This is a genomic window from Roseateles sp. PN1 (assembly GCF_038419725.1).
GTDB lineage: Bacteria > Pseudomonadota > Gammaproteobacteria > Burkholderiales > Burkholderiaceae_C > Paucibacter_A.
The window spans coordinates 50,389-69,957 of sequence record NZ_JBCARA010000005.1; the positions used below are offsets into that span (position 1 = coordinate 50,389).

The window sequence follows — 19,569 nt, forward strand, 5'->3', positions numbered from 1 at the left end:
CGGTGGCGAGGCGGTTTGAAGTCATGGGTGGATTGTGCCCAAGCCCCGGCGCGCACTGACTCAAAAGGGTCACGTCTTGACAATAACGCCTACCTAAACTCGAGGCATGAACTTGCCTGCCCCTCCCGACCTCGATTCGCTGCTGCCGCGCTGGGGCGAGTGGATCGCCAGCAATGCCTTGCGAGACTGCAGCAGCGAGTCGATGCAAGCGGCCATGGTGGGCGCCGGCGAGGACGCCGCAACGGCCGCCGCGCTGATCCAGCAGGTGCTGCACAGCCCCATCTTGACGGCCGCGCGGCGCTTGCAACAGCAGCATCAAAAGCTGCTCTCGGTGGTTGGCAATCTGCAGGCGGTGTGGGAGGCTGCGGCCGATTACGAGGCGGTGGAGCGGCGCGAGCAGATTGAGCCCGAGGAATTTCAGCGCCGCCATATCGAGGGCTTTCGCCCCCTGCTGCTGAGCGGCCACGCCCGCCACTGGCCGGCCCTGCAGCGCTGGCAGTTCGAGGCCTTGCGTGAGCGCTTCGGCGCGCAGGAGGTGCAGATCCAATCCGGCCGCGACCAAGACGCCCGCTTCGAAGAAAACAGCGAGGCCTTGCGCCGCCAGGTCAGCTTCGCCGAGTTCCTGCACTACGCCCAGCACAGCGCGCCGGGCAATGCGCAGTACCTCACCGCCAACAACCATCTGCTGCGCCGGCCCGAGTTCGCTGAGCTGCTCGACGATGTGGGTGAGCTGCCGCCCTTGGTGGACCGCGCCCAGCTGGCCAGCCAAGCGCATTTGTGGATTGGCCCGGGCGGCACGAATACGCCCATGCACCATGACTGCTGCATGTTGTTCCACACCCAGATCGTTGGCGCCAAGCGCTGGCGCCTGATTTCGCCGCTGGATTGGGGTCGCATGGACAACCGCCACCATGTTTTCAGCCCCATCGATCTGGACGCGCCAAACCTGCTGGACCGCCATCCGCAGTTTCGCGGCGCCCGGGTGCTGGACGTGACCGTGCAGCCCGGCGAGACCCTGTTCCTGCCGCTGGGCTGGTGGCATCAGGTCAGCGGCTTAGCACCCAGCGTGTCAATCAGCTACACCGGCATGAGCTGCCCGAACAGCTTTCAGTACTTCAGCCCGCGCCTGGATTGATGGATCAATTCAGCGCGCGCTTGCTGGCTCACTGCTCCCCTCACTGATACGCGCGCTGGCGCAGCCACTTGGTGGCGATGTACTTCACACCGGCGATCACCGGCACACCGGCATGCAAGGTGGCCGGGTCTTCCTGGCCTGCCGCATCCACACTGGCGAAGTAAAGCGCCGCGCCGCGCTTGGGCCGCACCTCAAAGCCCAGCGTGGGAAAGCGGGTGCCGCCGCCGGCTGCCACTTCGTCGAGATAAAGAATGCAGGTACCCACGCGCTGGCCACCGGCCTGCAGATGGCGCTGGCTGCCCGGCAGCGCGGGGTTGAAGTAGTCGAAGTGGGCGCGGTACTCGCCGCCAACGCCATAACGCAGCACTTGCAGGCCCTCGCCATGGTCAACCGGCCAGTGCAGCAGCTCGGCCAAGCGGGCTTCGATGCGCGCCAGCAAGGCGAACTCGCCGCGCTGGAACCAACCGCCGGCGCTGGTGCGCGCCTCATGCGGGCGCGATTCACCAAGCTGCTCATCCACCACGGTGGAGCGGCTCATGCGCTGATCGGCCAGGGCGATCAGCTGGGCGCATTCCTCATCGCTGAGCATGTCTTCAAACAAGACCAGCTGCGGATGATCGAGCACGGCGGCGATGCGCACCTGTTGGCCGTCGCTGCACTGCAGCTGATTGGCGGACTGCACATCGATGGTGGGCCGCTGCAGCGTCTGCCCGGCAGGCAAGGCCTGACCCCGCAGCAGCTCGCGGCTCAGATGCGACTCACGCGCCTCGGCCACCGCCGCCGCTGACAAGGCCACGGCATAGCCACCCTTGACCAGCAAGTCCTGCATGGACTCGGCGCTGCAGCCGCGCGCCACGTTGTCGCCCAGCCAGGCGCGCCACTCGGGCGTCAATTGCTGCAAGAACATGGGCAACTCCAAACAGTGACATGCAAACTAAGGCACACAATACCTCAGCCAGTTTGCATGGGCATGACTGGGCCAAATGCGCGCGCAGATGGGCCGCAGCAATAGCAACGAGAGAACAAATTGACTCTGACCCCAATTCAAGAAGCGCGGCTGTTGGCGGCCTACCCCGCCGTGGCGGCCCTGCCCGCAGCGATGCGCGAAGCGGTCTTGCGCCAGGATGCGCAGTGGGTGCAGCCCGCGCCCGGCACCCAGGTTTTCAATGAAGGCATGGCTTGCCAGGGCTTTCCCATGCTGCTCAGCGGCGAGATCCGGGTGGCCCGGGTGGCGGCCACGGGGCGCTCGCTGGAGTTGTACCGGGTCTTGCCGGGCGATTTGTGTGTGGCGTCCACGGCCAGCTTGTTCGGCCATCACCAGTTGGCCGCGCAGGGTCAGTGCACCGAGGCTTGTGAGCTGGTGCTGCTGAGCCCCGCCGGCTTTGCCGCCTGGGCCGCCGACGCTGGCTTTCGCAACTATGTGTTCGGCCTCTTCGCCGACCGCCTGACTGAGTTGATGGCCCTGACCGAGGCCGTTGCCTTTCAGCGCCTGGATCAACGCTTGGCCAGCACCTTGCTGGGCCATGGCGCGGTCTTGCAGATCACCCATCAAGCCCTGGCCGATGAGCTGGGCACGGTGCGCGAGATCGTCACCCGCCTGCTCAAGCGCTTCGAGCGCGAAGGCTGGCTCAGCCTGGGGCGTGAGCGCATCGAGTTGCTGAATGTGGCGGCGCTGCGCCTGTTTGCGGCGCAAACCACGCCCTAAGTGACCCAGGTCACAGACGGGCCGGGCTGCGACGGCGACAGTGAAGCATTCACACCCAAAAAGGAGTTCACCATGTTCAAAGTTAATGTCGGTTCAGCCGACCGCATCTTCCGCATCGTCGCCGGCTTGGCCTTGCTGGGCCTGGCGGCCACCGGCACCGTGGGTGCCTGGGGCTATATCGGCATCGTGCCGTTGTTCACCGGCATCTTCCGCTTCTGCCCAGCCTACCTGCCCTTCGGCATGAACACCTGCTCGCTCAAAGACAAGTCCTGAGGGGCTAGGCCTTCATTAGGCGCGCAGTTTAGGCACGCAAGAGCCGGGGCAGCCAGCTGCCCAGTTGCAGCCGGCCGCTGGGCACTTCCACCCAGCGGTAAAAGGCCAGGGCGGCCAGATTGCTCAAGCCCCAGGCCGCCAGCATCATGAACACGCCCCAGCCGCCACCGGCCATGTCTTGATGCTCAAACACCGCGTTGAGCAGCAAGCAAACCGGGAAGTGGATCAGGAACAGCGCGTAGGAATGCGTGCCCAGCTGAGCCACCCAATGCGCCAGGCGCGGCGAGCGGATCAAGGGCTGCTGCTCGGGCGCTTGATCATGGCGCGCCTGCCACCAGGCCAGGGCCAGCGCCGTCACCAAGGCCAGCGCAATGCGCTCGCGGAATTCCACCGCCAAGGCGCCCAGCACCAGGGCCGTCAGCACCCACAGGCCCACGCGGCGCTGCGGGCTCAGGCCCAGCCAATGCACCAGGGCACCCAGGCCGTAAGCACCAAAGAAATACAGCGCCCAGATGTCCAACTGCTCATCGCGGTTGAACACGAAGAGCGAGGCCAGGCACAACAGCAAGACCAAGGCCGGCGCCATCGCCATGCGCAACCAGCGCCGCACTTGGCCCAGACCGCGTGCGGGCTGCAGCCGGCGCGCCAGCCACATCAGGCCCAGCAGCAGGGCGAACAATTGCAAGTCCATGGCCACATACCAGGCGCCCACGGTCAGCGATTCAAACCCCAGCAAGTCCTGCAACAGCAAGCCATGCGCCAACATTTGCGGCAGGCTCACCGCGCTGGGCACCAGGTCCGGCAGCCAGGGCTTCACCAGCAGGGAGCAGGCCAGCGTCAAGAGCACGGCGGCGATAAAAGGCAGAACCAGGCGCAGATAGCGTTTCCACAGCAACTCAGGCACGGCGCCTTGCAAGGCCTGACCAGCTACCGACAAGCCCCGCGCACTGAGGAAGCCGCCCACCACCAGAAACACCTGCACCGCCATGCGGCCATAGTGCTGAAGCACCGCCATCATTTGCGGCAGCCATTCCTCCACGGCCACTGCGATCGGACCATAAATCGACAAATGGTGCAGCACGATGGCTTGCGCGGCGACTGCCTTTAGGGCGTCGACATGCAGCAAGCGACGCCGGGATTTCTGGACAAGGGAACTCATGAGCCAAGAAAGAGCAAATGCACCGGTTCCTCGACCAAGCGAGGCTGCACGGTGCATGAACGAACAACAAAGGGGGAGGCTGGAAACAAGCGCCCGGGGCCTTGGCCCTGGGCTGGTTCACCTCGCGATGAACCTCAAGCCAAGCCCGCGATTGTAGTCGGCAGGGGCTCTTCGCGTTCGCCCTTTTCCGCCGCCTGCAAAGCGTGCCAACGCCGCTCCAGCACCACGATCACCACCACATAGAGCGCCACGATGATGGCGGGGATGATCACAAAGCGCTGCTCCGGGAAGGCGAACCAGGCGCCCAGCACCAAGACCGTGCGCGCCACGCCATGCGCGATGCCAATCCAATGCTGGATGAACCAGGACACCGGCAACCACATCAGCCCGGTCAAGATGCCCACGCTCATGGGCAGAGAGCTGTAGTCCTGCGCAGCAAACGGCAAGGCAATGGCGTAGACCAACAAGGCCATGGCCACGGTCAGCATGAAGAGCTTGTCGAACTCATTCTTGGGCCGGCGCTTGTCCATCAGGTTCTCACCCGTCAGCCGCGACAGCAACATGCCCAGGTAAACGATGGAACCGGTGGCCGCGTACAGCGTGAGCACCGACACAGTCAGCGAAGCCACGCTGCCCACCAGGCCGATCACGCTCCAGGCGATCAGCCCCGCCAGCGGCATGGCCAGAAAGCGGCGGCGCGCGAACGCCTCGCGCTGGGCATCAAGAGACAGAACAGGCTGGGTTTGAACGGCGCTTGACATGCTGGGCTCCTGTGTTGAGTGGCTTGATGGGGCTACGTTAAATAGCTCCGGCCACAGCACCGGCACCCAGCCGACGAATCAACAGCAGCGCCGACTCATCGCCAGCCACGCCGATGAACGGCGCGCCGCAAGAAGGCCTCAAGCGCTAGGAGCGTGCGCGGCTGAAATCCATGCCCGCGTTGGGCCCGCTTGGGTGCGCAGGCTAGGCGCCGTGCGCGGCTCGGGATAGCCGCCCGGGCAAGCGCGGCAACGACGCATGGGCGCCCAAGCGGGCCCAACCCGGAGGGCCGAGGCGATTCGCCGCACCTGGCGGCGTTGCGCGCTCGTTGCAGGGGACGACCATGCGCCTCGCCCGCGCCTTGCCAGGCGCCGCGACTCGCCTCGGCGCGGGCATGGATTTCAGCCGCGCACGCTCCTAGGCCGCGCCCAGAAATAGCCCAGGATGTAGAGCGACACCAGCACATCCATCAGCGCCCCACCCACAAAACCGGCCGCCGCCGGCTGGCCCCAGTTCATCAGCACAAGCAGCACCAGGCAGGCTTTCTCCAGGCCAACGAAGATCAGGATGGGCGTACGCCACTCGCTGCGCAGCGCCGCCAGAATCATCGCCAGCCCCACCAAACCCACCATCGCCCCCCAGTGCTGGGCCAGCACGGTGTAGGCCGGCACATAGTCCAGTTGAAAAATCATCTTCAGCGTCCAGGCCGGTAAAAACAGCAGGCCGGCCGCGCCGGCGGTGATGGCGCCGGTCAGCAAGAAAAAGGGGCGGAAGGTGGTGTCAAAGAATCGTTGCATGGGCCGCAGGTGTAGCAGGGCGGCGGCGGCGTGGCAATTCGCGTTTCAGTCTAGAGAGGCCCTGAGTCACCTTGTCCGCGCACAATCGCGCCCATGGAATCGATGCCCACCACCACAGCACGAACGGCCAAGTCTTTCTACTTGCGCGCATTTTTTGTCGCCTGCCTGGGCATTACGGGCAGCCTCACTGCGGCGGTGGCCGCGACCAGCGCCTCGCCTGAAAAAATGCAAGTGCCCAGCCTCGACCTGCGCGCAGGCCAGGCCATCCCGCTCCTGGGTCACTGGTTCCCGGCGGCCGGCAATGCATCATCCCGCGCACCGGCCATCGTGCTCTTGCATGGCTGCGGCGGCCCTTACGGGCGTGGCGGCGATTTGTCGGAACGCATGCAGGACTACAGCAAGCTGCTCAACGCCCAAGGCTGGCATGTGCTGGTGCTGGACTCCTTGACGCCACGCGGCGAGCGCGAGCTGTGCACACAAAGAATCGGCAGCCGCGCCATCACCATGACCGAACGCCGCCGCGACACCTTGGGCGCCCTGCAATGGCTGGCCGCGCGGCCCGATGTGGATGGCAAGCGCCTGGCCTTGCTGGGCTGGTCCAACGGCGGCAGCACCGTGCTGGCCAGCACCAATCTGAACCATGCAGAAGTCAAAGCCGCCGCGCTGCGCCCGCGTGCGGCGGTGGCTTTTTACCCCGGCTGTGAAGCCGATCTCAAACGGGGCTATGCGCCAACGGCCCCGCTGCTGATGCTGACCGGCGCGGCCGATGACTGGACCGCCGCCGCGCCTTGCGAGGCGCTGGCCCAACAAGCCCAGGTGAAATCCAGCGGCGCGAGCAGCGAAAAGAACGACGCCGTCGCCATCAAGCCCCAGTTCATCGCCTACCCCGGTGCCTTCCACGGCTTTGATAGCAAGGCGCCGGTACGCGTGCGGGCCGATGTACCCAACGGCATCAAGCCTGGGGCGGGCGTGCATGTGGGCGGCCAGCCTGAGGCCTTTGCGCAGTCCCGCACCGCGATGCTCAGCTTTCTGCGGGAACAGTTGCGAGCAGAACAGCCCTGACCCAGGCGCATGGACTGCGGCCCAGTTCAGCGGAACTCAAACGCCTCTTGATGAAAGTCGCCAGCCGCCAAACCCCCTGCCAGCAAGCCCTCGCGCAAAGCTTGGCCGAAGCGCGCCGGGCCGCAGAACCAAAGGCTGGCCTCCCGCCACTGCGGTGACATGGCCATCAAACGCTCCACACTCAGCTGCCCTTGCGTGGTGGACTCCAGCACATGCAAATTGACGCCTGCTGCAGCGGCCAGCTCGGTGATGCGCCGCGTGATGTCGGGATCGCCCTTGCGGGTGCAGTAGAAAAGATCCACTTGTTGCGCCAGCAGCGCGGGCGCCTCAGCTGTGGGCAAAGCGGATGATGCGGCCTCGCGCAGCTGAGCCAGCTCCTGCATGCGCGCCAGGAAGGGCGTCATGCCAATGCCGCCGCCCACCCAGATCTGGCGCGGCTTGCCGTCTGCAAACACAAAGCGCCCATAAGGCCCTTCCACCCAAGCCGCATCGCCCGCCTTCAGCAGCGTCGGCAAATTGCGGGTGTAGTCCCCCAAGGCCTTGATGGCAAAGCGCAGCTCGCCATCGCCCTTCCAGCTCGACGCGATCGTGAACGGGTGCGCGCCTTCGCGGCTATCAAACGTGGCCAGGCCGAACTGGCCGCTTTCGTGGCCGGGCCAGCCGGGCGCCAGCTTCAGGCGCAGCTCCAGCACATCCAAGGCTAGTTGCTTCACCTCCAGCACCTCACCCGCCACACGCCGGCGCAGGCCCACGCGGCCAAACAAAGACATCAAAGCCGCCACGCTGCCAAACAGCATCAAGGCCATGATCAGCCCTGCCGCTGGCCAGCCCAGCCCCTGCCAATAGCCCTGCGGCAAGAACACCACGCTGTGATAAACCATCACCAGATAGGTCGCCGGCAGCAGCCGATGCAGGCGCGCAAACCAGCGGTAAGGCACGCGCCGCCACAAAGCCACCACCACCAGCGCCACCGCAAGGTAGAGCGCCCATTCCGCCCAATCCTTGGCCGTGCCATGAAACGGCCGCAAGGCCTCCACCGCCTGGCTGGCCAAGCCCTTGGGCTTGACCATCAGCCCACTGCCGCGCAACTCCTTGACCAGCAAGCGCAAGCCGTAATGGAACAGCGCCAGGCCAATGCCCCATTCAGCCAGGCTTTTATGCAGCCGATAAGCGCGGTCCAGCCCGCCGACCCAGCGCTCCAGCCAAGGCATGCGCAAAGCCAGCACCATCGCCACAGACATCAAACCGATGGCCAGATAGCCGCTGAGATAAAGCCCATCCAGATAAACCATCCAGCGCTGCAAATCCGGCGCACCGTCCGCAGGCCAAGCTGGCAAGCCCAGCCATGCAAAGGCCAGCAGCACCAGCAGCACAAGCCAAGTGGTCGAAGCTCTCATCATCACCATCATCTTGTCGTCCTCACGTCAGCGGGCTGGGTGTCGAAGCCTGTGATGAGGATAGCAAGGCGGGCGGAGTGACGTGGTGATCTGAAACAAAGCTGAAGAAGAAACGGGCGACACCCAGGGTCATATCGCCCGTCTTGCATCGCCACTAGGGCAACCAAAGGAATTGCGATCAGCCTCCCCAACCTGGTTTGGCTGAATATGCAGAAATTCCGAGACGTGAAAATGCTGGACGAGCGCCAGACTCTCAGACGCTGAGGCACATTCCGCACCAAGCCAGTTTGTAGATATTCCGTCTGTTCCTCGTTGCGCTGCCGCTTTTCAGAGTACAGGTCTAGAAATGAAAAAGACCCCGAAGGGTCAGATCTTGCTGTTCAAGCTTGAAAGGATGCAAAGTCCTTGTAGTCAGGTTAGACGGGACTTGCTGGACATTGCTTGGTGCGCTTCAGTTCGCTGAGTCGGGCGATGCGAGCATTTGCACTTTCGAGTGCGGCATTCTTTTCCATGCTGTTGCCGATACCAAAATCACCGAGAAACGCCAGAACATCCTTTCCACTGAACTCACTTTCCTTGTTTACATGATCGATAAATCCTCGAGTTTTTGCCAAGTCAAGATCGATCTCCCGGCAGGACATTGATTCCTTCTCGTAGTCTGTCAGAGAGCCTTGTCGCCCGTATGTTTTGGTTGCGCAACCCTGGATTGCCACGAGGGCAGCAACTGACAACGTCAACGAAATGAATCGATTCATGCTCAACTTTCCTACAAATTTTGAAATGGTTACGACAGCACAACTGTCAGATCTAACGTGTTCCCTGGCGACAACTCGCACGCCCCAAAAAAATAGCAGCATGCTGTATGGCGCGGGCACGCCAAACCGTCGGAAGCAACAGATCTAGCGAAACAGATCGCCCGATCGACTGTATTTTTACAGCATTCAATTTCTGAAAAATGCAGCAACTGCCTCAAGCAGTGCTTTTCCGAGTCTCGGCTGACAAGTGAGGTCGCCATATTGAAGGCTTGTTTTGCCGTCTCGACGGCTCCCAGCGTAATTCGCGCCTCAGACTTTCCGGGAAATCCTGCAACCCCTGAAGGCAACGTGACTGCTGGACAAACTGAGCAAACGCATCCGCTGCACGCTCACACCTTTCCCGTAAACACCCGCCCCAGCCACCCCAGATACCAATCCAGGAGGCGCTGAAAACGGCTCTTCTTCGGTGCCTCATCAGCCGCAGACTCAGCAACAACTGCCGCCACCGCATAACGCGCTTGCAAAGCGGTATTGAAAGCGGAGAAGAAGTCACCGGCCATCTTCTGCGCGGCCATGTCCACCAAGCGGGAGCCGATTTGGGCGATCTTGCCGCCGACGCTGGCTTGCACGTCGTAGTGCAGCGTGGTTTCGGTGGGGCTCACGGGCTCCAGCCGAACATGGGCCGTGCCTTTGCCGTGGCCGGCGGCGCCGCCGCTGCCTTCGAAGGCAAGGTGGTAGCTGCTGGGCGGCTGCAGGTCCGAAAGCTTCAGTTTGCCCTTGAACTTGGCCTTGACCGGGCCGATGGCCACCGTCATCAAAGCCTCGAACTCATGCTCGCCGATCAGCGTGAGGCTCTCGCAGCCCGTGATGCTGGCTTGCAGCAGGGCGGCGTCGTTCAGCGCCTCCCAGGCTTGGGCTTGCGAGACAGGCAGGGTTTCTTGGCCGGTGAGGTTCATGGTGGTGGTGACTGTGTCGAGAAGGATGAGGACGTGTTCGATCTGGCGCTTGTCCGGGCGCTTTGATTTCCGCTGGCATGAGGCTGCGACAGCCGCTGCGCCAGCGCTTCCAAGCTGGCCAGATTGTGCGCCGGCAGATGTAGGCTGACTTCGGGCAGCAGGGCACGCACCCCGGCGGCCTTGGGCTCGAAGCCCTCAAAACGTAACAGCGGATTCAACCAGACCAGGCGGCGGCAGCTCAGGCGCAGGCGCTCGGCTTCAAAGGCCAGGGCGGCGCAGCGCGGATCATCCTCGCTGCCCTGCTCCAAGCCGTCAGTGATCAGCAGCACGGTGCTGTCGCTGTGCAGCAGGCGGCGGGCCCAGCGGCGGTTGAACTCTTGCAGGCAGGCGCTGATGCGGGTGCCGCCAGACCAGTCTTGCACCTGGCGCGATACCGCCGCCACGGCCAGGTCGGGGTCGCGCTGCTTGAGCAAGCGGGTGATGGGCGTGAGGCGTGTGCCGAAGACAAAGCTCTCAACCTTGGGCGCGCGGCTATTGCTGCGCGGCACGGGGTTGGCCAGGCCATGGGCCAGATGCAACAGCATGCGCGAGTAACGGCCCATGGAGCCGGAGATGTCGGCCAAGATCAGCAGCGGCGCCACCTTTTCCTTGCGTGTCTGGCGCGGCAGGGCCTGGTGCTCGCCACGCGCCTGGGCCCGCAGGCTGCCGCGCCAGTCCAGGCGACCGCGCGTGGCGGTGGCCCAGCGGCGGGTCGGGCGGGCCTCCAGCAGCCAGCTGCCTTGCAACTGCGCCAGCAGGCGCTTGGCGGCGATCCACTCTTGCGCCGACATGGTGTCGAAGTCTTGCTGGCGCAGCACTTCGCGCGCGCTCCAACTCAAACGGGCGTCGATTTCAATCTGCTGCTCAGGCTCGGGCACTTTGGCCTGCGGGCCGGGCGCATGCGGGAACAGGGCCTGGGCCAGGCGCCGGTTCTCCGGCAGGGCCGGCGTGCCGGGCTTGGCCTGGGCTTGCGGCAAGAGCATGCGCATGATGCGGCCGAGCAGATCGGGGTCGCGCCAGAAGATGGCAAAGGCTTGGTCGAACAGGGGCCGGTGCTCGGCCCGGTCGATCAGGCAGGCGGCCAGGGTGGCGTGAAAGTCTTGGCGTGATTCCAGCCCCGCCAGTTGCAGGGCCTGCAAGCTCAGCAAGACGCGGTCGCTGCCCACCGCCATGCCGGCCTGGCGCAGCACGCGGGCGAAGTGCATGACGTTTTGCGCCAGATAACCTTCTGCCTCAGCAGGGGCCGGCGCTGGGTTCTCAGCCACGATCAAGTGCCATCACACAAGCTCACCCACCCTCAGCCACCCGCAACTGCTCCAGCAGCCGCGCGGCTTCGGAGCCCTGCACCCGGGCGATGTCGTCCTGGTACTTGAGCAGCACGCCTAGGGTGTCGTGCAGGGTGGCGGGGTCCAGCACCAGGGCGTTCAACTCCAGCAGCGCACGCGACCACTCGATGGTTTCGGCCACGCCGGGCAGCTTGTACAAATCCAGCCGGCGCAAGCCCTGGATGAAGGCGACGATCTGGCGCGCCAACGCGGCGGGCGCCTCGGGCACGCGCAGGCGCAAGATCTCCAGCTCGGTGGCTGCATCCGGAAAGTCCACCCAGTGATAGAGGCAGCGGCGTTTGACGGCGTCGTGAATCTCCCGCGTGCGGTTGGAGGTGATGACGACGATGGGCGGCGTTAGGGCCTTGACGAGGCCCAGCTCGGGGATGGTGATCTGAAAGTCGCTCAGCACCTCCAGCAAAAAGGCTTCGAAGGGTTCGTCGGCGCGGTCCAGCTCATCGATCAGCAGGACGGGTGCCACCGCATTGGCCGGGTCAATCGCCTGCAGCAAGGCGCGCTTGATGAGGAAGCGCGGGGCGAACAGATCGCGGCTCAGTTCCTCCCGCGAGGCCTGGCCCTCGGCCAGCTTGATCTCCAGCATCTGGCGGGCGTAGTTCCACTCGTAGGCGGCACCGGCCAGGTCCAGCCCTTCATAGCACTGCAGCCGAATCAGTGGCCGGCCCAGCATGGCCGCCAGGGTCTTGGCGATCTCGGTCTTGCCGGTGCCGGGCTCGCCTTCCAGAAACAGCGGGCGCTGCAGTCGCAAGGCTAAGAAGGTGGCGGTGGCCAGCGCGCGCTGGGCCACATAGCCCTGCGCGCGCAGCGCCGCCGCGGTGTCGTCAATGCTGGCGGGTAGCAGCGCGGAACTCACGCCGCCCCTGCCACCGCCCGCCCGGCCAGCACGGGGATCAGCGCCGCGCGGTAAGCGGGCGAGCCATGCAGGTCCTGGTTCAAGCCATCGGCGCTGACGGTGATGGCGGCCGTGGCGCCCGGGCTCCAGTTGCTGCCCAGCGCCGCCTCCAGCTGCGGCTCGCGGAACACGCCCGGCCCTGCACCGGTGACGGCCACGCGCACGCCCGCCGCAGTCTTCGCCACGAAGACGCCGACGATGGAAAAGCGCGAGGCCGGCTGCTTGAACTTCTGCCAACCCGCCTTGGCAGGCACCGGGAAGCTCACCGAGGTGATGATCTCGCCGGGCTGCAGCGCGGTTTCGTACATGCCTTTGAAAAAGTCATCCGCCGCGATGCTGCGCCGGTCGGTGTGCACCGTGGCCGCCAAGGCCAGCACGGCGGCGGGGTAGCAGGCGGCCGGGTCGTTATTAGCCAGGCTGCCGCCCAGGGTGCCGCGGTTGCGAACCTGGCGGTCGCCGATGCGGCCGGCCAAGTCGGCCAGGGCCGGAATGGCGCTCTGCACTTCTTTGGACGCGGCCACCGTGGCGTGCGTGGTCATGGCACCGATGACCAGCTTGCCGCCGTCCAGCCGGATGCCTTTCAGATCGGCCAGGCCGCTAAGGTCAATCAAAGCCTCTGGCGCGGCCAGGCCCAGCTTGATGGCGCCTAGCAAGGACTGACCCCCGGCGATCAGCTTGGCCTCGTCTTTGGCGCCGGCCTGGGCGGCTTCGGCCACCGAGCCCGCTTGTGTGTAGGTGAATGTCATGGCGTGTGTCTCCCTTGCGCTCAGCGATTGGCCTGCATGGCTTGCCACACCGCATGCGGGGTGGCGGGCATGGGCACATCCTTGACGCCGATGGCGTCGCAAATGGCGTTGATCACCGCAGGCGGCGAGCCGATGGCGCCCGCCTCGCCGCAGCCCTTCACACCCAGCGGGTTGTGGCTGCAGGGCGTGCCCTTGGCGGTCTTGATCTGGAAGCTGGGCAAGTCGTCGGCGCGCGGCATGGCGTAGTCCATATAGCTGCCGGTCAGCAACTGACCGCTTTCCTTGTCGTAAATGCCGTGCTCCAGCAGAGCCTGGCCGATGCCTTGGGCGATGCCGCCTTGCACCTGGCCTTCCACGATCATCGGGTTGACGATATTGCCGAAGTCGTCCACCGCGCTGAAGCGGTCCACCCGCACCTGGCCGGTGGCGGGGTCCACCTCGACCTCGCAGACATAGCTGCCTGCGGGGTAGGTGAAATTGGTGGGGTCGTAGAAGGCGTTCTCGTTGAGGCCGGGTTCCAACTTGTCGAGCGGGTAGTTGTGCGGCACATAGGCCGTCAGCGAGACCGAGGCGAAGGGCACGCTCTTGTCGGTGCCGGCGACCTTGAAGACTCCGTTCTCAAACTCGATGTCGGTATCGGCCGCTTCCAGCAGATGGGCAGCGATCTTCTTGCCCTTGGCGATCACCTTGTCCACCGCTTTGACGATGGCCGTGCCGCCCACCGAGAGCGAGCGGCTGCCGTAAGTGCCCATGCCGAACAGCACCTTGCCAGTGTCGCCATGCTCGATGCTGACGTCTTCGATCGGGATGCCCAGCTTGTCGGCCACCACCTGCGCGAAGGTGGTTTCGTGACCCTGGCCGTGGGAGTGCGAGCCGGTGAAGATGGTCACCTTGCCGGTGGGGTGCACGCGCACCTCGCCAGCCTCGAACAAGCCCGCCCGTGCACCCAGGGCGCCGGCGATATTGGACGGGGCCAGGCCGCAGGCTTCGATGTAGGTGGAATAACCCAGGCCGCGTTTGAGCCCCTTGGCCTCACTGGCGGCGCGGCGGGCGGGGAAGCCGGCCACATCGGCCAGTTCCTGCACGGCGTCGAGCGTGGCGTCGTAGTCGCCCACGTCGTAGGTCAGGCCCACCGGCGTGGGGTAGGGGAAGGTTCGGATGAAGTTGCGGCGGCGCAGCTCGGCGGGGTCAATGCCCAATTCCTTGGCAGCCGTCTCCACCAAACGCTCCACCACATAAGTGGCTTCGGGTCGGCCGGCACCCCGGTAGGCATCCACCGGCGCGGTGTTGGTGAACACGCCAGTGACCTCGGCATAAATCGCCGGGGTGGTGTACTGGCCGGCCAGCAAAGTGGCGTAAAGAATGGTCGGCACGCTGCTGGCAAAGGTGGACAGATAAGCGCCCAGATTGGCCGTGGTGTGCACCCGCATCGCCAGGAACTTGCCCTGCGCGTCCAGCGCCAGCTCGGCCACGGTGGCGTGGTCGCGGCCGTGGGCGTCGCTCAAAAAGGCTTCGCTGCGGTCGGCGGTCCATTTGATCGGGCGGCCAACTTGCTTGCTGGCCCAGGTCAGCGCGGTTTCTTCGGCATACAAAAAGATCTTGGAGCCAAAGCCGCCGCCCACATCCGGCGCCACCACGCGCACCTTGTGCTCAGGGATGCCCAGCACGAATGCGCACATCAGCAGCCGCGCCACATGCGGGTTCTGGCTGGTGGTGTAGAGGGTGTAGCTCTCGTCGCCGGGGTTGTAGCTGGCGTTGGCAGCCCGTGGCTCAATGGCGTTAGGGATCAGGCGGTTATTGCAGTACTGCAGCTTGGTGACATGGGCCGCGCCGGCAAAGGCCTGGTCGGTGGCGGCCTTGTCGCCGCAGCCCCAGGTGTAGCAGACGTTGCCGGGCGCCTCGTCGTGCACCTGGCCGCTGGACTGGGTGGCGCTGGCGGTGTCCACCACCGGGGTCAGCTCCTCATAGTCCACCATGATCAGCTGCGCCGCGGCCTTGGCCTGGGCATAGGTTTCAGCCACCACCAGGGCAAGGGCGTCGCCGACATAACGCACTTTGCCATCGGCCAGGATGGGGTGCTTGGGCTCCTTCATCGGCGAGCCGTCCAGGCTGTTGATGAGCCAGCCGCAAGGCAGGCCGCCAACGGCACGGAAATGCTCGCCGGTGAAGATGGCCAACACGCCTTCAGCAGCCTCGGCCGCCGCGACGTCGATGGCCTTGATGCTGGCATGCGCGTAGGGCGAGCGCAGGAAGTAGGCGTAGCTTTGGCGCGGCAGCACCAAGTCATCGGTGTACTGGCCGCGGCCGGTCAGAAAGCGGGCGTCTTCGCGGCGGCGGATGCTTTGGCCGATCAGGCCTTGTTGGGGCGCGTTCATCACTGGCCTCCCTTCATCGCGGCGGCGCCGGTCTGTACCGCACGCACGATGTTTTGGTAGCCGGTGCAGCGGCAGATATTGCCCTCCAGCGCTTCACGCACCTGCGTCTCGGAATGGCAGCCGTGGTGTTGCACCAGGTCCACCGCGCTCATCACCATGCCGGGGGTGCAGAAGCCGCATTGCAGGCCATGGCATTCTTTGAAGGCGGCTTGCATGGGGTGCAGGCTGCCGTCAGCGGCGGCCAGGCCTTCGATGGTGCGCAGCTCGGCGCCGTTGGCTTGTACCGCAAGCAGGGTACAGCTCTTCACGGCGCGGCCGTTGAGATGGATGGTGCAAGCACCGCATTGGCCGGTGTCGCAGCCCACATGGGTGCCCGTCAGGGCCAGGTCTTCGCGCAGAAATTGCACCAGCAATTGATCGGTCTCGACCGTGCGCGTCAGCGTCTTGCCATTTACCTTGAGCGTGATTCTCTGACTCATCTCGTCTCCTAGTTTTTTTCACCAAGCGGCAGCACGCATCCTCGCGGCTGCACCGCCGCCGCGCTATCCGCCGTTTACCCGTATGTATATGCATACAGCTTCTGTTACGCGGACGGTTTTTCAGCGGCGGCGCACCAAGCCGGCGGCAGGCGTTTAGCATCGGCCTATGGACAATCTTGATTTGACGGTTTTGCGCCAGGTCAGCCAGTGGCTGGCCGAAGGCCGCGGCGTGGTGCTGGGCACCATCACCCGCACCTGGGGTTCGGCCCCGCGCCCGGTGGGCTCGGTGGTGGCATTGCGTGATGACGGGCAGATTGCCGGCTCGGTGTCCGGCGGCTGCATTGAAGACGACCTGGTGGCCAAGGTGCGTGAAGGTGCGATGCACCTGAGCCGGCCCCAGCTCTTGCGCTACGGCATCGGCGCCGAGGAAGCCAATCGCTTTGGCCTGCCCTGTGGCGGCACGCTGGAGTTGATGCTGGAGCCGCTATCGGCCCCCGGCTCACAAATCGACGCCCTGCTGCAGCGCCTGGAGCGCGGTGAGCGGGTGCGGCGCGTCTTGGACCTGGCCAGTGGCGAAGTCAGCCTGGGCGAGGCGCAAGCGGGTGCCGATGTGGTGCTGCTGACCGAGCACAGCCTGTGCACCCACCACGGCCCGCAGTGGCGTTTGCTGATCATCGGCGCGGGGCAGATGACGCAGTACCTGGCCGATATGGCCAAGGCGCTGGACTATCAGGTGCTGATCTGCGACCCGCGCGAGGAGTACACGCTGAATGTGCCCGGCTGCACGCTCAGCCGCGAGATGCCGGACGACTGCGTGCAAGCCTTCGCGCCGGACGGCCACAGCGCCATCGTCGCCCTCACCCATGACCCCAAGCTCGATGATTTGGCCTTGATGGAGGCGTTGCGCAGCCCGGCGTTTTACGTCGGCGCCATCGGCTCACGCGTCAACCAGGCCAAACGGCGGGCGCGCTTGGCCGAGCATTTCGACCTCAGCGAAGAACAGCTGGCGCGGCTGCATGGGCCGGTGGGCTTGAACATCGGCGCGCGCACGCCGCCGGAAATTGCCTTGTCCATCCTGGCGCATATGACGGCGCAACGATATGGGGTGACGATTTAACCCAATCCCACAGCACACAGCAGGCCCAGCACTTCGAGCCTTGGCGCCGCCCGGTCAACGGGGGCGCACCAGCAGGGTCTCGAAGCCTTTTTCCGAACCCGGAGCTCGACACCCATCATGGACAAAGCACACCACCGTTTTCACGAGCTGTTTGCGCAACTGGGCCTGCCCCATGACCCGCTCAGCATTTATGACTTCCTGACCTTGCACGCGCCGCTGGCGCCGGAAGTCCGCTTGGCCGATGCCCCCTTCTGGAGCCCGGCGCAGGCCGAGATGCTGCGCCAGCAGCGCTGCGACGACGCCGACTGGGCTGAGTTGGTTGACCAGTTGGATGCCTCGCTGCGCTACAACGGTTGAGCCCGGAACAGGCCGCCTCGGGAGCAGCAGCAAGCCTGCTCAGGGGAACACGGTCATGAACAAATAGGTCGCAAAGATCGCCAGGTGCACCACGCCTTGCAGCACCGTGGTGCGGCCGGTGCCCAGTGACAGCGTGGCCACCAGCAGCGACAACATCACCAGCACGATGGAGGCGGGGTCCAGGCCCAGGGTGAGTTGCCAGCCATTGGCAATCGCCACCAAGGCGACGACCGGAATGGTCAGGCCAATGCTGGCCAGGGCCGAGCCCAGGGCCAGGTTGAGGCTGGTCTGCAAGAGATTGGCCTTGGCGGCACCCAAGGCGGCCAAGCCTTCGGGCAGCAAAACGATGGCCGCAATGATCACGCCCACCAAGGTGGCCGGCGCGCCGATGGCCGCAACGCCAGCCTCAATCAAGGGCGAGATCGACTTGGCCAGCAAAACCACGGCCGCCAGGCCCAGCACCAACAAGCCGGCGCTGATCCACGCGGCGCGCGTGCTGGGCGGGGCCACGTGGGCGTCGTCGCCCGCCACGGCGGCATCCTCGGGCGAGGGCAAAAAGTAATCGCGGTGGCGAATCGTCTGGATGAACAGAAACGCCGCATACAGCAGCAGGCAAATCACCGCGATGAAGCCCAGCTGGCTATTGCTGTAAACCGGGCCGGGCACGCTGCTGGTGAACACCGGCAAAACCATGGTCAACACCACGATGGCGGCCAAGGTACTCAGCGCCGCGTTGACGCCCTTGATCTCGAAGCGCTGCTCCAGATGCCGGTGCCCGCCCACCAGCAAGCAGATGCCGACGATGCCGTTGAGGATGATCATTACCGTGGCGAACACCGTGTCGCGTGCCAGCGTGGTGGCCGATTCGCCGCCGGCCAGCATCAGCGTGACGATCAGCGCCACCTCGATGGCCGTGATGGCACCCGCCAGAATCAGGCTGCCCAGCGGCTCGCCCACCCGATGCGCCACCACCTCCGCGTGATGCACGGCGGCCAGCACGCCGCCCAGCAGGCCGGCGATCATCAAGCCCTGGTAAATCATGCCCAGGCTTTGGCCCAGACCCATGGCCTGACCACCCAGCAAAAGCCAGCCGATCACGGGGGCGGCAATGGTCCAGAGTGGCTGCGGGGCATGGGCTTGTGGCATTGATGACTGTCCTTGAACTTCTGAAATTGAACGAGCGGCCGGCTGGGCTGGCCGCCCGCTTGGCCCCTGACTTCTGCGCAGACCTTGGGGCTGATGTGGCGTCCGGCTTGTGGCCGGCGACTACCCGCCCCTCATCGCGCGGGGTAGGCCCATCAATATAACCGCCGAGTTTGGCGGTACGACGAGCAGCGCGGCGGGGAGCAGACGCCGCCCACAGCGCACAGGCCAACACGGCGCCCAACGTGGCGCGGTCTTTCGTTATGTAGTCAGTTATATTTCGAGCCTCAACAGCTTCTCACCGCCAAGCCATGTTGCTGCGCAACGCCCTGACCCGCCTTTCCTTTTTGCTGCTGAGCAGCCTGGCCGGCTTGGCGCCTGCGGCTCAGGCCGGCGAGTTGACCGTCTCGGCAGCCTCCAGCCTCAGCAATGCCTTCAAGGAGCTGGCGCCGGGTTTTGAAGAGCAGCAGCCGGGCAGCAAGCTGCTGTTCAACTTCGCCGCCTCTGACGCCTTGCTGGCCCAAATCGCCAAGGGCGCGCCGGTGGATGTGTTCGCCGCGGCCGACCAGATCAGCATGGACCGGGCGCAAGCGCAGGGCTTGCTGGCCCCGGGCAGCCGGCGCAACTTCACCCGCAATCAGCTGGTGCTGATCAGCGCGGCGGGCGTGACGCCGCCGAAGTCCCTCGCCGACTTGCAAACCCCCGCCTTCAGCCTCCTGGCGCTGGGCCGCCCCGAGGGCGTGCCAGCCGGCCGTTATGCCAAGAGCGCGCTGGAGGCAGCCGGCCTGTGGACCGCCCTCGCCCCCAAGGCGGTTTACGCCCAGAACGTGCGCCAGGCGCTGGACTATGTGGCGCGCCGTGAGGCCGAGGCCGGCATCGTCTACGCCACCGACGCCGCCCAGGCCGCTGACAAGGTCAAGACCGCCTTCAGCATCCCCACGGCCGAGCCGATTCTTTACCCCGCCGCCATCGTGAGCGGCAGCGCTAACGCCAAGCTCGCCGGGCAGTTCCTCAGCTATCTGCAGAGCCCCGGCGCCCAGGCCGTGCTGGCTCGCCACGGTTTTCTGGCGCCCTGAAGGC

Annotated in this window: 20 protein-coding genes; 7 read left to right on the forward strand and 13 right to left on the reverse strand. The window is 65.1% G+C overall.

What is annotated here, in order from left to right:
• The first annotated feature begins 106 nt into the window (after positions 1-106).
• The gene (locus AABB87_RS09500) at positions 107-1,135 is read left to right on the forward strand and encodes a cupin-like domain-containing protein (RefSeq protein WP_341971006.1); all 1,029 of its coding nucleotides are present in this window, start codon (positions 107-109) and stop codon (positions 1,133-1,135) included.
• Positions 1,136-1,175: 40 nt separating this feature from the next.
• Here the strand turns inward: AABB87_RS09500 and AABB87_RS09505 are convergent, their stop codons facing one another.
• Positions 1,176-2,042, reverse strand: coding sequence for a 2OG-Fe(II) oxygenase (locus AABB87_RS09505; RefSeq protein ID WP_341971007.1), 867 nt, complete (start codon positions 2,040-2,042; stop codon positions 1,176-1,178).
• Positions 2,043-2,162: 120 nt separating this feature from the next.
• Between AABB87_RS09505 and AABB87_RS09510 the strand changes: the two genes are divergently transcribed.
• Together AABB87_RS09510 and AABB87_RS09515 are read left to right on the forward strand one after the other, a co-directional pair.
• Positions 2,163-2,840 (forward strand): Crp/Fnr family transcriptional regulator, encoded by a 678-nt coding sequence (locus AABB87_RS09510; RefSeq protein ID WP_341971008.1) that lies wholly within the window; start codon positions 2,163-2,165, stop codon positions 2,838-2,840.
• Between the two features lie 72 nt (positions 2,841-2,912).
• Positions 2,913-3,113, forward strand: a complete 201-nt coding sequence (locus tag AABB87_RS09515) for a YgaP family membrane protein (protein ID WP_058722499.1) — start codon at positions 2,913-2,915, stop codon at positions 3,111-3,113.
• Positions 3,114-3,141: 28 nt separating this feature from the next.
• Here AABB87_RS09515 and AABB87_RS09520 read toward each other — a convergent pair whose 3' ends face one another.
• From AABB87_RS09520 to AABB87_RS09530, 3 genes are all read right to left on the reverse strand, one after another.
• Complete coding sequence (locus AABB87_RS09520) at positions 3,142-4,272, reverse strand: acyltransferase family protein (protein WP_341971010.1); 1,131 nt, start codon at positions 4,270-4,272, stop codon at positions 3,142-3,144.
• A 134-nt stretch (positions 4,273-4,406) separates the two neighbouring features.
• Positions 4,407-5,033: a DUF7010 family protein gene (locus tag AABB87_RS09525; RefSeq protein WP_341971011.1), complete on the reverse strand. Its 627-nt coding sequence runs from the start codon at positions 5,031-5,033 to the stop codon at positions 4,407-4,409.
• A gap of 399 nt (positions 5,034-5,432) precedes the next feature.
• The gene (locus AABB87_RS09530; protein WP_341971012.1) at positions 5,433-5,828 is read right to left on the reverse strand and encodes a hypothetical protein; all 396 of its coding nucleotides are present in this window, start codon (positions 5,826-5,828) and stop codon (positions 5,433-5,435) included.
• Between the two features lie 93 nt (positions 5,829-5,921).
• Between AABB87_RS09530 and AABB87_RS09535 the strand changes: the two genes are divergently transcribed.
• Complete coding sequence (locus AABB87_RS09535) at positions 5,922-6,890, forward strand: dienelactone hydrolase family protein (protein ID WP_341971013.1); 969 nt, start codon at positions 5,922-5,924, stop codon at positions 6,888-6,890.
• Positions 6,891-6,916: 26 nt separating this feature from the next.
• On the opposite strand, the gene AABB87_RS09540 is transcribed toward AABB87_RS09535, so the two are convergent.
• The 8 genes from AABB87_RS09540 to AABB87_RS09575 all read right to left on the reverse strand — a co-directional run bounded on the left by AABB87_RS09540 (position 6,917) and on the right by AABB87_RS09575 (position 15,872).
• Positions 6,917-8,290: a ferredoxin reductase family protein gene (locus tag AABB87_RS09540; RefSeq protein WP_341971014.1), complete on the reverse strand. Its 1,374-nt coding sequence runs from the start codon at positions 8,288-8,290 to the stop codon at positions 6,917-6,919.
• A 413-nt stretch (positions 8,291-8,703) separates the two neighbouring features.
• Complete coding sequence (locus tag AABB87_RS09545; RefSeq protein ID WP_341971015.1) at positions 8,704-9,042, reverse strand: hypothetical protein; 339 nt, start codon at positions 9,040-9,042, stop codon at positions 8,704-8,706.
• A gap of 389 nt (positions 9,043-9,431) precedes the next feature.
• Positions 9,432-9,998, reverse strand: a complete 567-nt coding sequence (locus AABB87_RS09550) for an SRPBCC family protein (protein ID WP_341971016.1) — start codon at positions 9,996-9,998, stop codon at positions 9,432-9,434.
• Complete coding sequence (locus tag AABB87_RS09555) at positions 9,995-11,302, reverse strand: vWA domain-containing protein (protein WP_341971017.1); 1,308 nt, start codon at positions 11,300-11,302, stop codon at positions 9,995-9,997. Before AABB87_RS09555 ends, AABB87_RS09550 begins: the two co-directional genes overlap by 4 nt.
• Before the next feature lie 22 nt (positions 11,303-11,324).
• The gene (locus tag AABB87_RS09560) at positions 11,325-12,233 is read right to left on the reverse strand and encodes an AAA family ATPase (protein ID WP_445944854.1); all 909 of its coding nucleotides are present in this window, start codon (positions 12,231-12,233) and stop codon (positions 11,325-11,327) included.
• Entirely contained in the window at positions 12,230-13,018 is a 789-nt protein-coding gene (locus AABB87_RS09565) for an FAD binding domain-containing protein (protein WP_341971018.1), read from the reverse strand. Before AABB87_RS09565 ends, AABB87_RS09560 begins: the two co-directional genes overlap by 4 nt.
• Before the next feature lie 20 nt (positions 13,019-13,038).
• Entirely contained in the window at positions 13,039-15,393 is a 2,355-nt protein-coding gene (locus AABB87_RS09570; protein WP_341971019.1) for a xanthine dehydrogenase family protein molybdopterin-binding subunit, read from the reverse strand.
• On the reverse strand, positions 15,393-15,872 hold the full coding sequence (locus AABB87_RS09575; protein WP_341971020.1) for a (2Fe-2S)-binding protein: 480 nt from the start codon (positions 15,870-15,872) through the stop codon (positions 15,393-15,395). Before AABB87_RS09575 ends, AABB87_RS09570 begins: the two co-directional genes overlap by 1 nt.
• Before the next feature lie 166 nt (positions 15,873-16,038).
• Here AABB87_RS09575 and AABB87_RS09580 point away from each other — a divergent pair, with 166 nt between their 5' ends.
• Both AABB87_RS09580 and AABB87_RS09585 read left to right on the forward strand, forming a co-directional pair.
• Entirely contained in the window at positions 16,039-16,989 is a 951-nt protein-coding gene (locus AABB87_RS09580) for an XdhC family protein (RefSeq protein ID WP_341971021.1), read from the forward strand.
• 117 nt (positions 16,990-17,106) lie between these two features.
• Positions 17,107-17,346, forward strand: a complete 240-nt coding sequence (locus tag AABB87_RS09585) for a DUF2789 domain-containing protein (RefSeq protein ID WP_341971022.1) — start codon at positions 17,107-17,109, stop codon at positions 17,344-17,346.
• 39 nt (positions 17,347-17,385) lie between these two features.
• On the opposite strand, the gene AABB87_RS09590 is transcribed toward AABB87_RS09585, so the two are convergent.
• Positions 17,386-18,492, reverse strand: coding sequence for a calcium:proton antiporter (locus tag AABB87_RS09590; RefSeq protein ID WP_341971023.1), 1,107 nt, complete (start codon positions 18,490-18,492; stop codon positions 17,386-17,388).
• Positions 18,493-18,800: 308 nt separating this feature from the next.
• Between AABB87_RS09590 and modA the strand changes: the two genes are divergently transcribed.
• Entirely contained in the window at positions 18,801-19,565 is a 765-nt protein-coding gene (gene modA / locus AABB87_RS09595; protein WP_341971024.1) for a molybdate ABC transporter substrate-binding protein, read from the forward strand.
• The last annotated feature ends 4 nt before the right edge of the window (positions 19,566-19,569 follow it).

Bases quoted from the DNA above. Each gene is read 5' to 3' on its own strand.
- AABB87_RS09590 (WP_341971023.1), bottom strand. From the start codon at position 18,492: ATGCCACAAGCCCATGCCCCGCAGCCACTCTGGACCATTGCCGCCCCC.
- AABB87_RS09515 (WP_058722499.1), top strand. From the start codon at position 2,913: ATGTTCAAAGTTAATGTCGGTTCAGCCGACCGCATCTTCCGCATCGTC.
- AABB87_RS09505 (WP_341971007.1), bottom strand. From the start codon at position 2,042: ATGTTCTTGCAGCAATTGACGCCCGAGTGGCGCGCCTGGCTGGGCGAC.
- AABB87_RS09565 (WP_341971018.1), bottom strand. From the start codon at position 13,018: ATGACATTCACCTACACACAAGCGGGCTCGGTGGCCGAAGCCGCCCAG.
- AABB87_RS09585 (WP_341971022.1), top strand. From the start codon at position 17,107: ATGGACAAAGCACACCACCGTTTTCACGAGCTGTTTGCGCAACTGGGC.
- AABB87_RS09545 (WP_341971015.1), bottom strand. From the start codon at position 9,042: ATGAATCGATTCATTTCGTTGACGTTGTCAGTTGCTGCCCTCGTGGCA.
- AABB87_RS09550 (WP_341971016.1), bottom strand. From the start codon at position 9,998: ATGAACCTCACCGGCCAAGAAACCCTGCCTGTCTCGCAAGCCCAAGCC.
- AABB87_RS09570 (WP_341971019.1), bottom strand. From the start codon at position 15,393: ATGAACGCGCCCCAACAAGGCCTGATCGGCCAAAGCATCCGCCGCCGC.
- modA (WP_341971024.1), top strand. From the start codon at position 18,801: ATGTTGCTGCGCAACGCCCTGACCCGCCTTTCCTTTTTGCTGCTGAGC.
- AABB87_RS09580 (WP_341971021.1), top strand. From the start codon at position 16,039: ATGGACAATCTTGATTTGACGGTTTTGCGCCAGGTCAGCCAGTGGCTG.
- AABB87_RS09525 (WP_341971011.1), bottom strand. From the start codon at position 5,033: ATGTCAAGCGCCGTTCAAACCCAGCCTGTTCTGTCTCTTGATGCCCAG.
- AABB87_RS09575 (WP_341971020.1), bottom strand. From the start codon at position 15,872: ATGAGTCAGAGAATCACGCTCAAGGTAAATGGCAAGACGCTGACGCGC.
- AABB87_RS09500 (WP_341971006.1), top strand. From the start codon at position 107: ATGAACTTGCCTGCCCCTCCCGACCTCGATTCGCTGCTGCCGCGCTGG.
- AABB87_RS09535 (WP_341971013.1), top strand. From the start codon at position 5,922: ATGGAATCGATGCCCACCACCACAGCACGAACGGCCAAGTCTTTCTAC.
- AABB87_RS09540 (WP_341971014.1), bottom strand. From the start codon at position 8,290: ATGATGAGAGCTTCGACCACTTGGCTTGTGCTGCTGGTGCTGCTGGCC.
- AABB87_RS09530 (WP_341971012.1), bottom strand. From the start codon at position 5,828: ATGCAACGATTCTTTGACACCACCTTCCGCCCCTTTTTCTTGCTGACC.
- AABB87_RS09520 (WP_341971010.1), bottom strand. From the start codon at position 4,272: ATGAGTTCCCTTGTCCAGAAATCCCGGCGTCGCTTGCTGCATGTCGAC.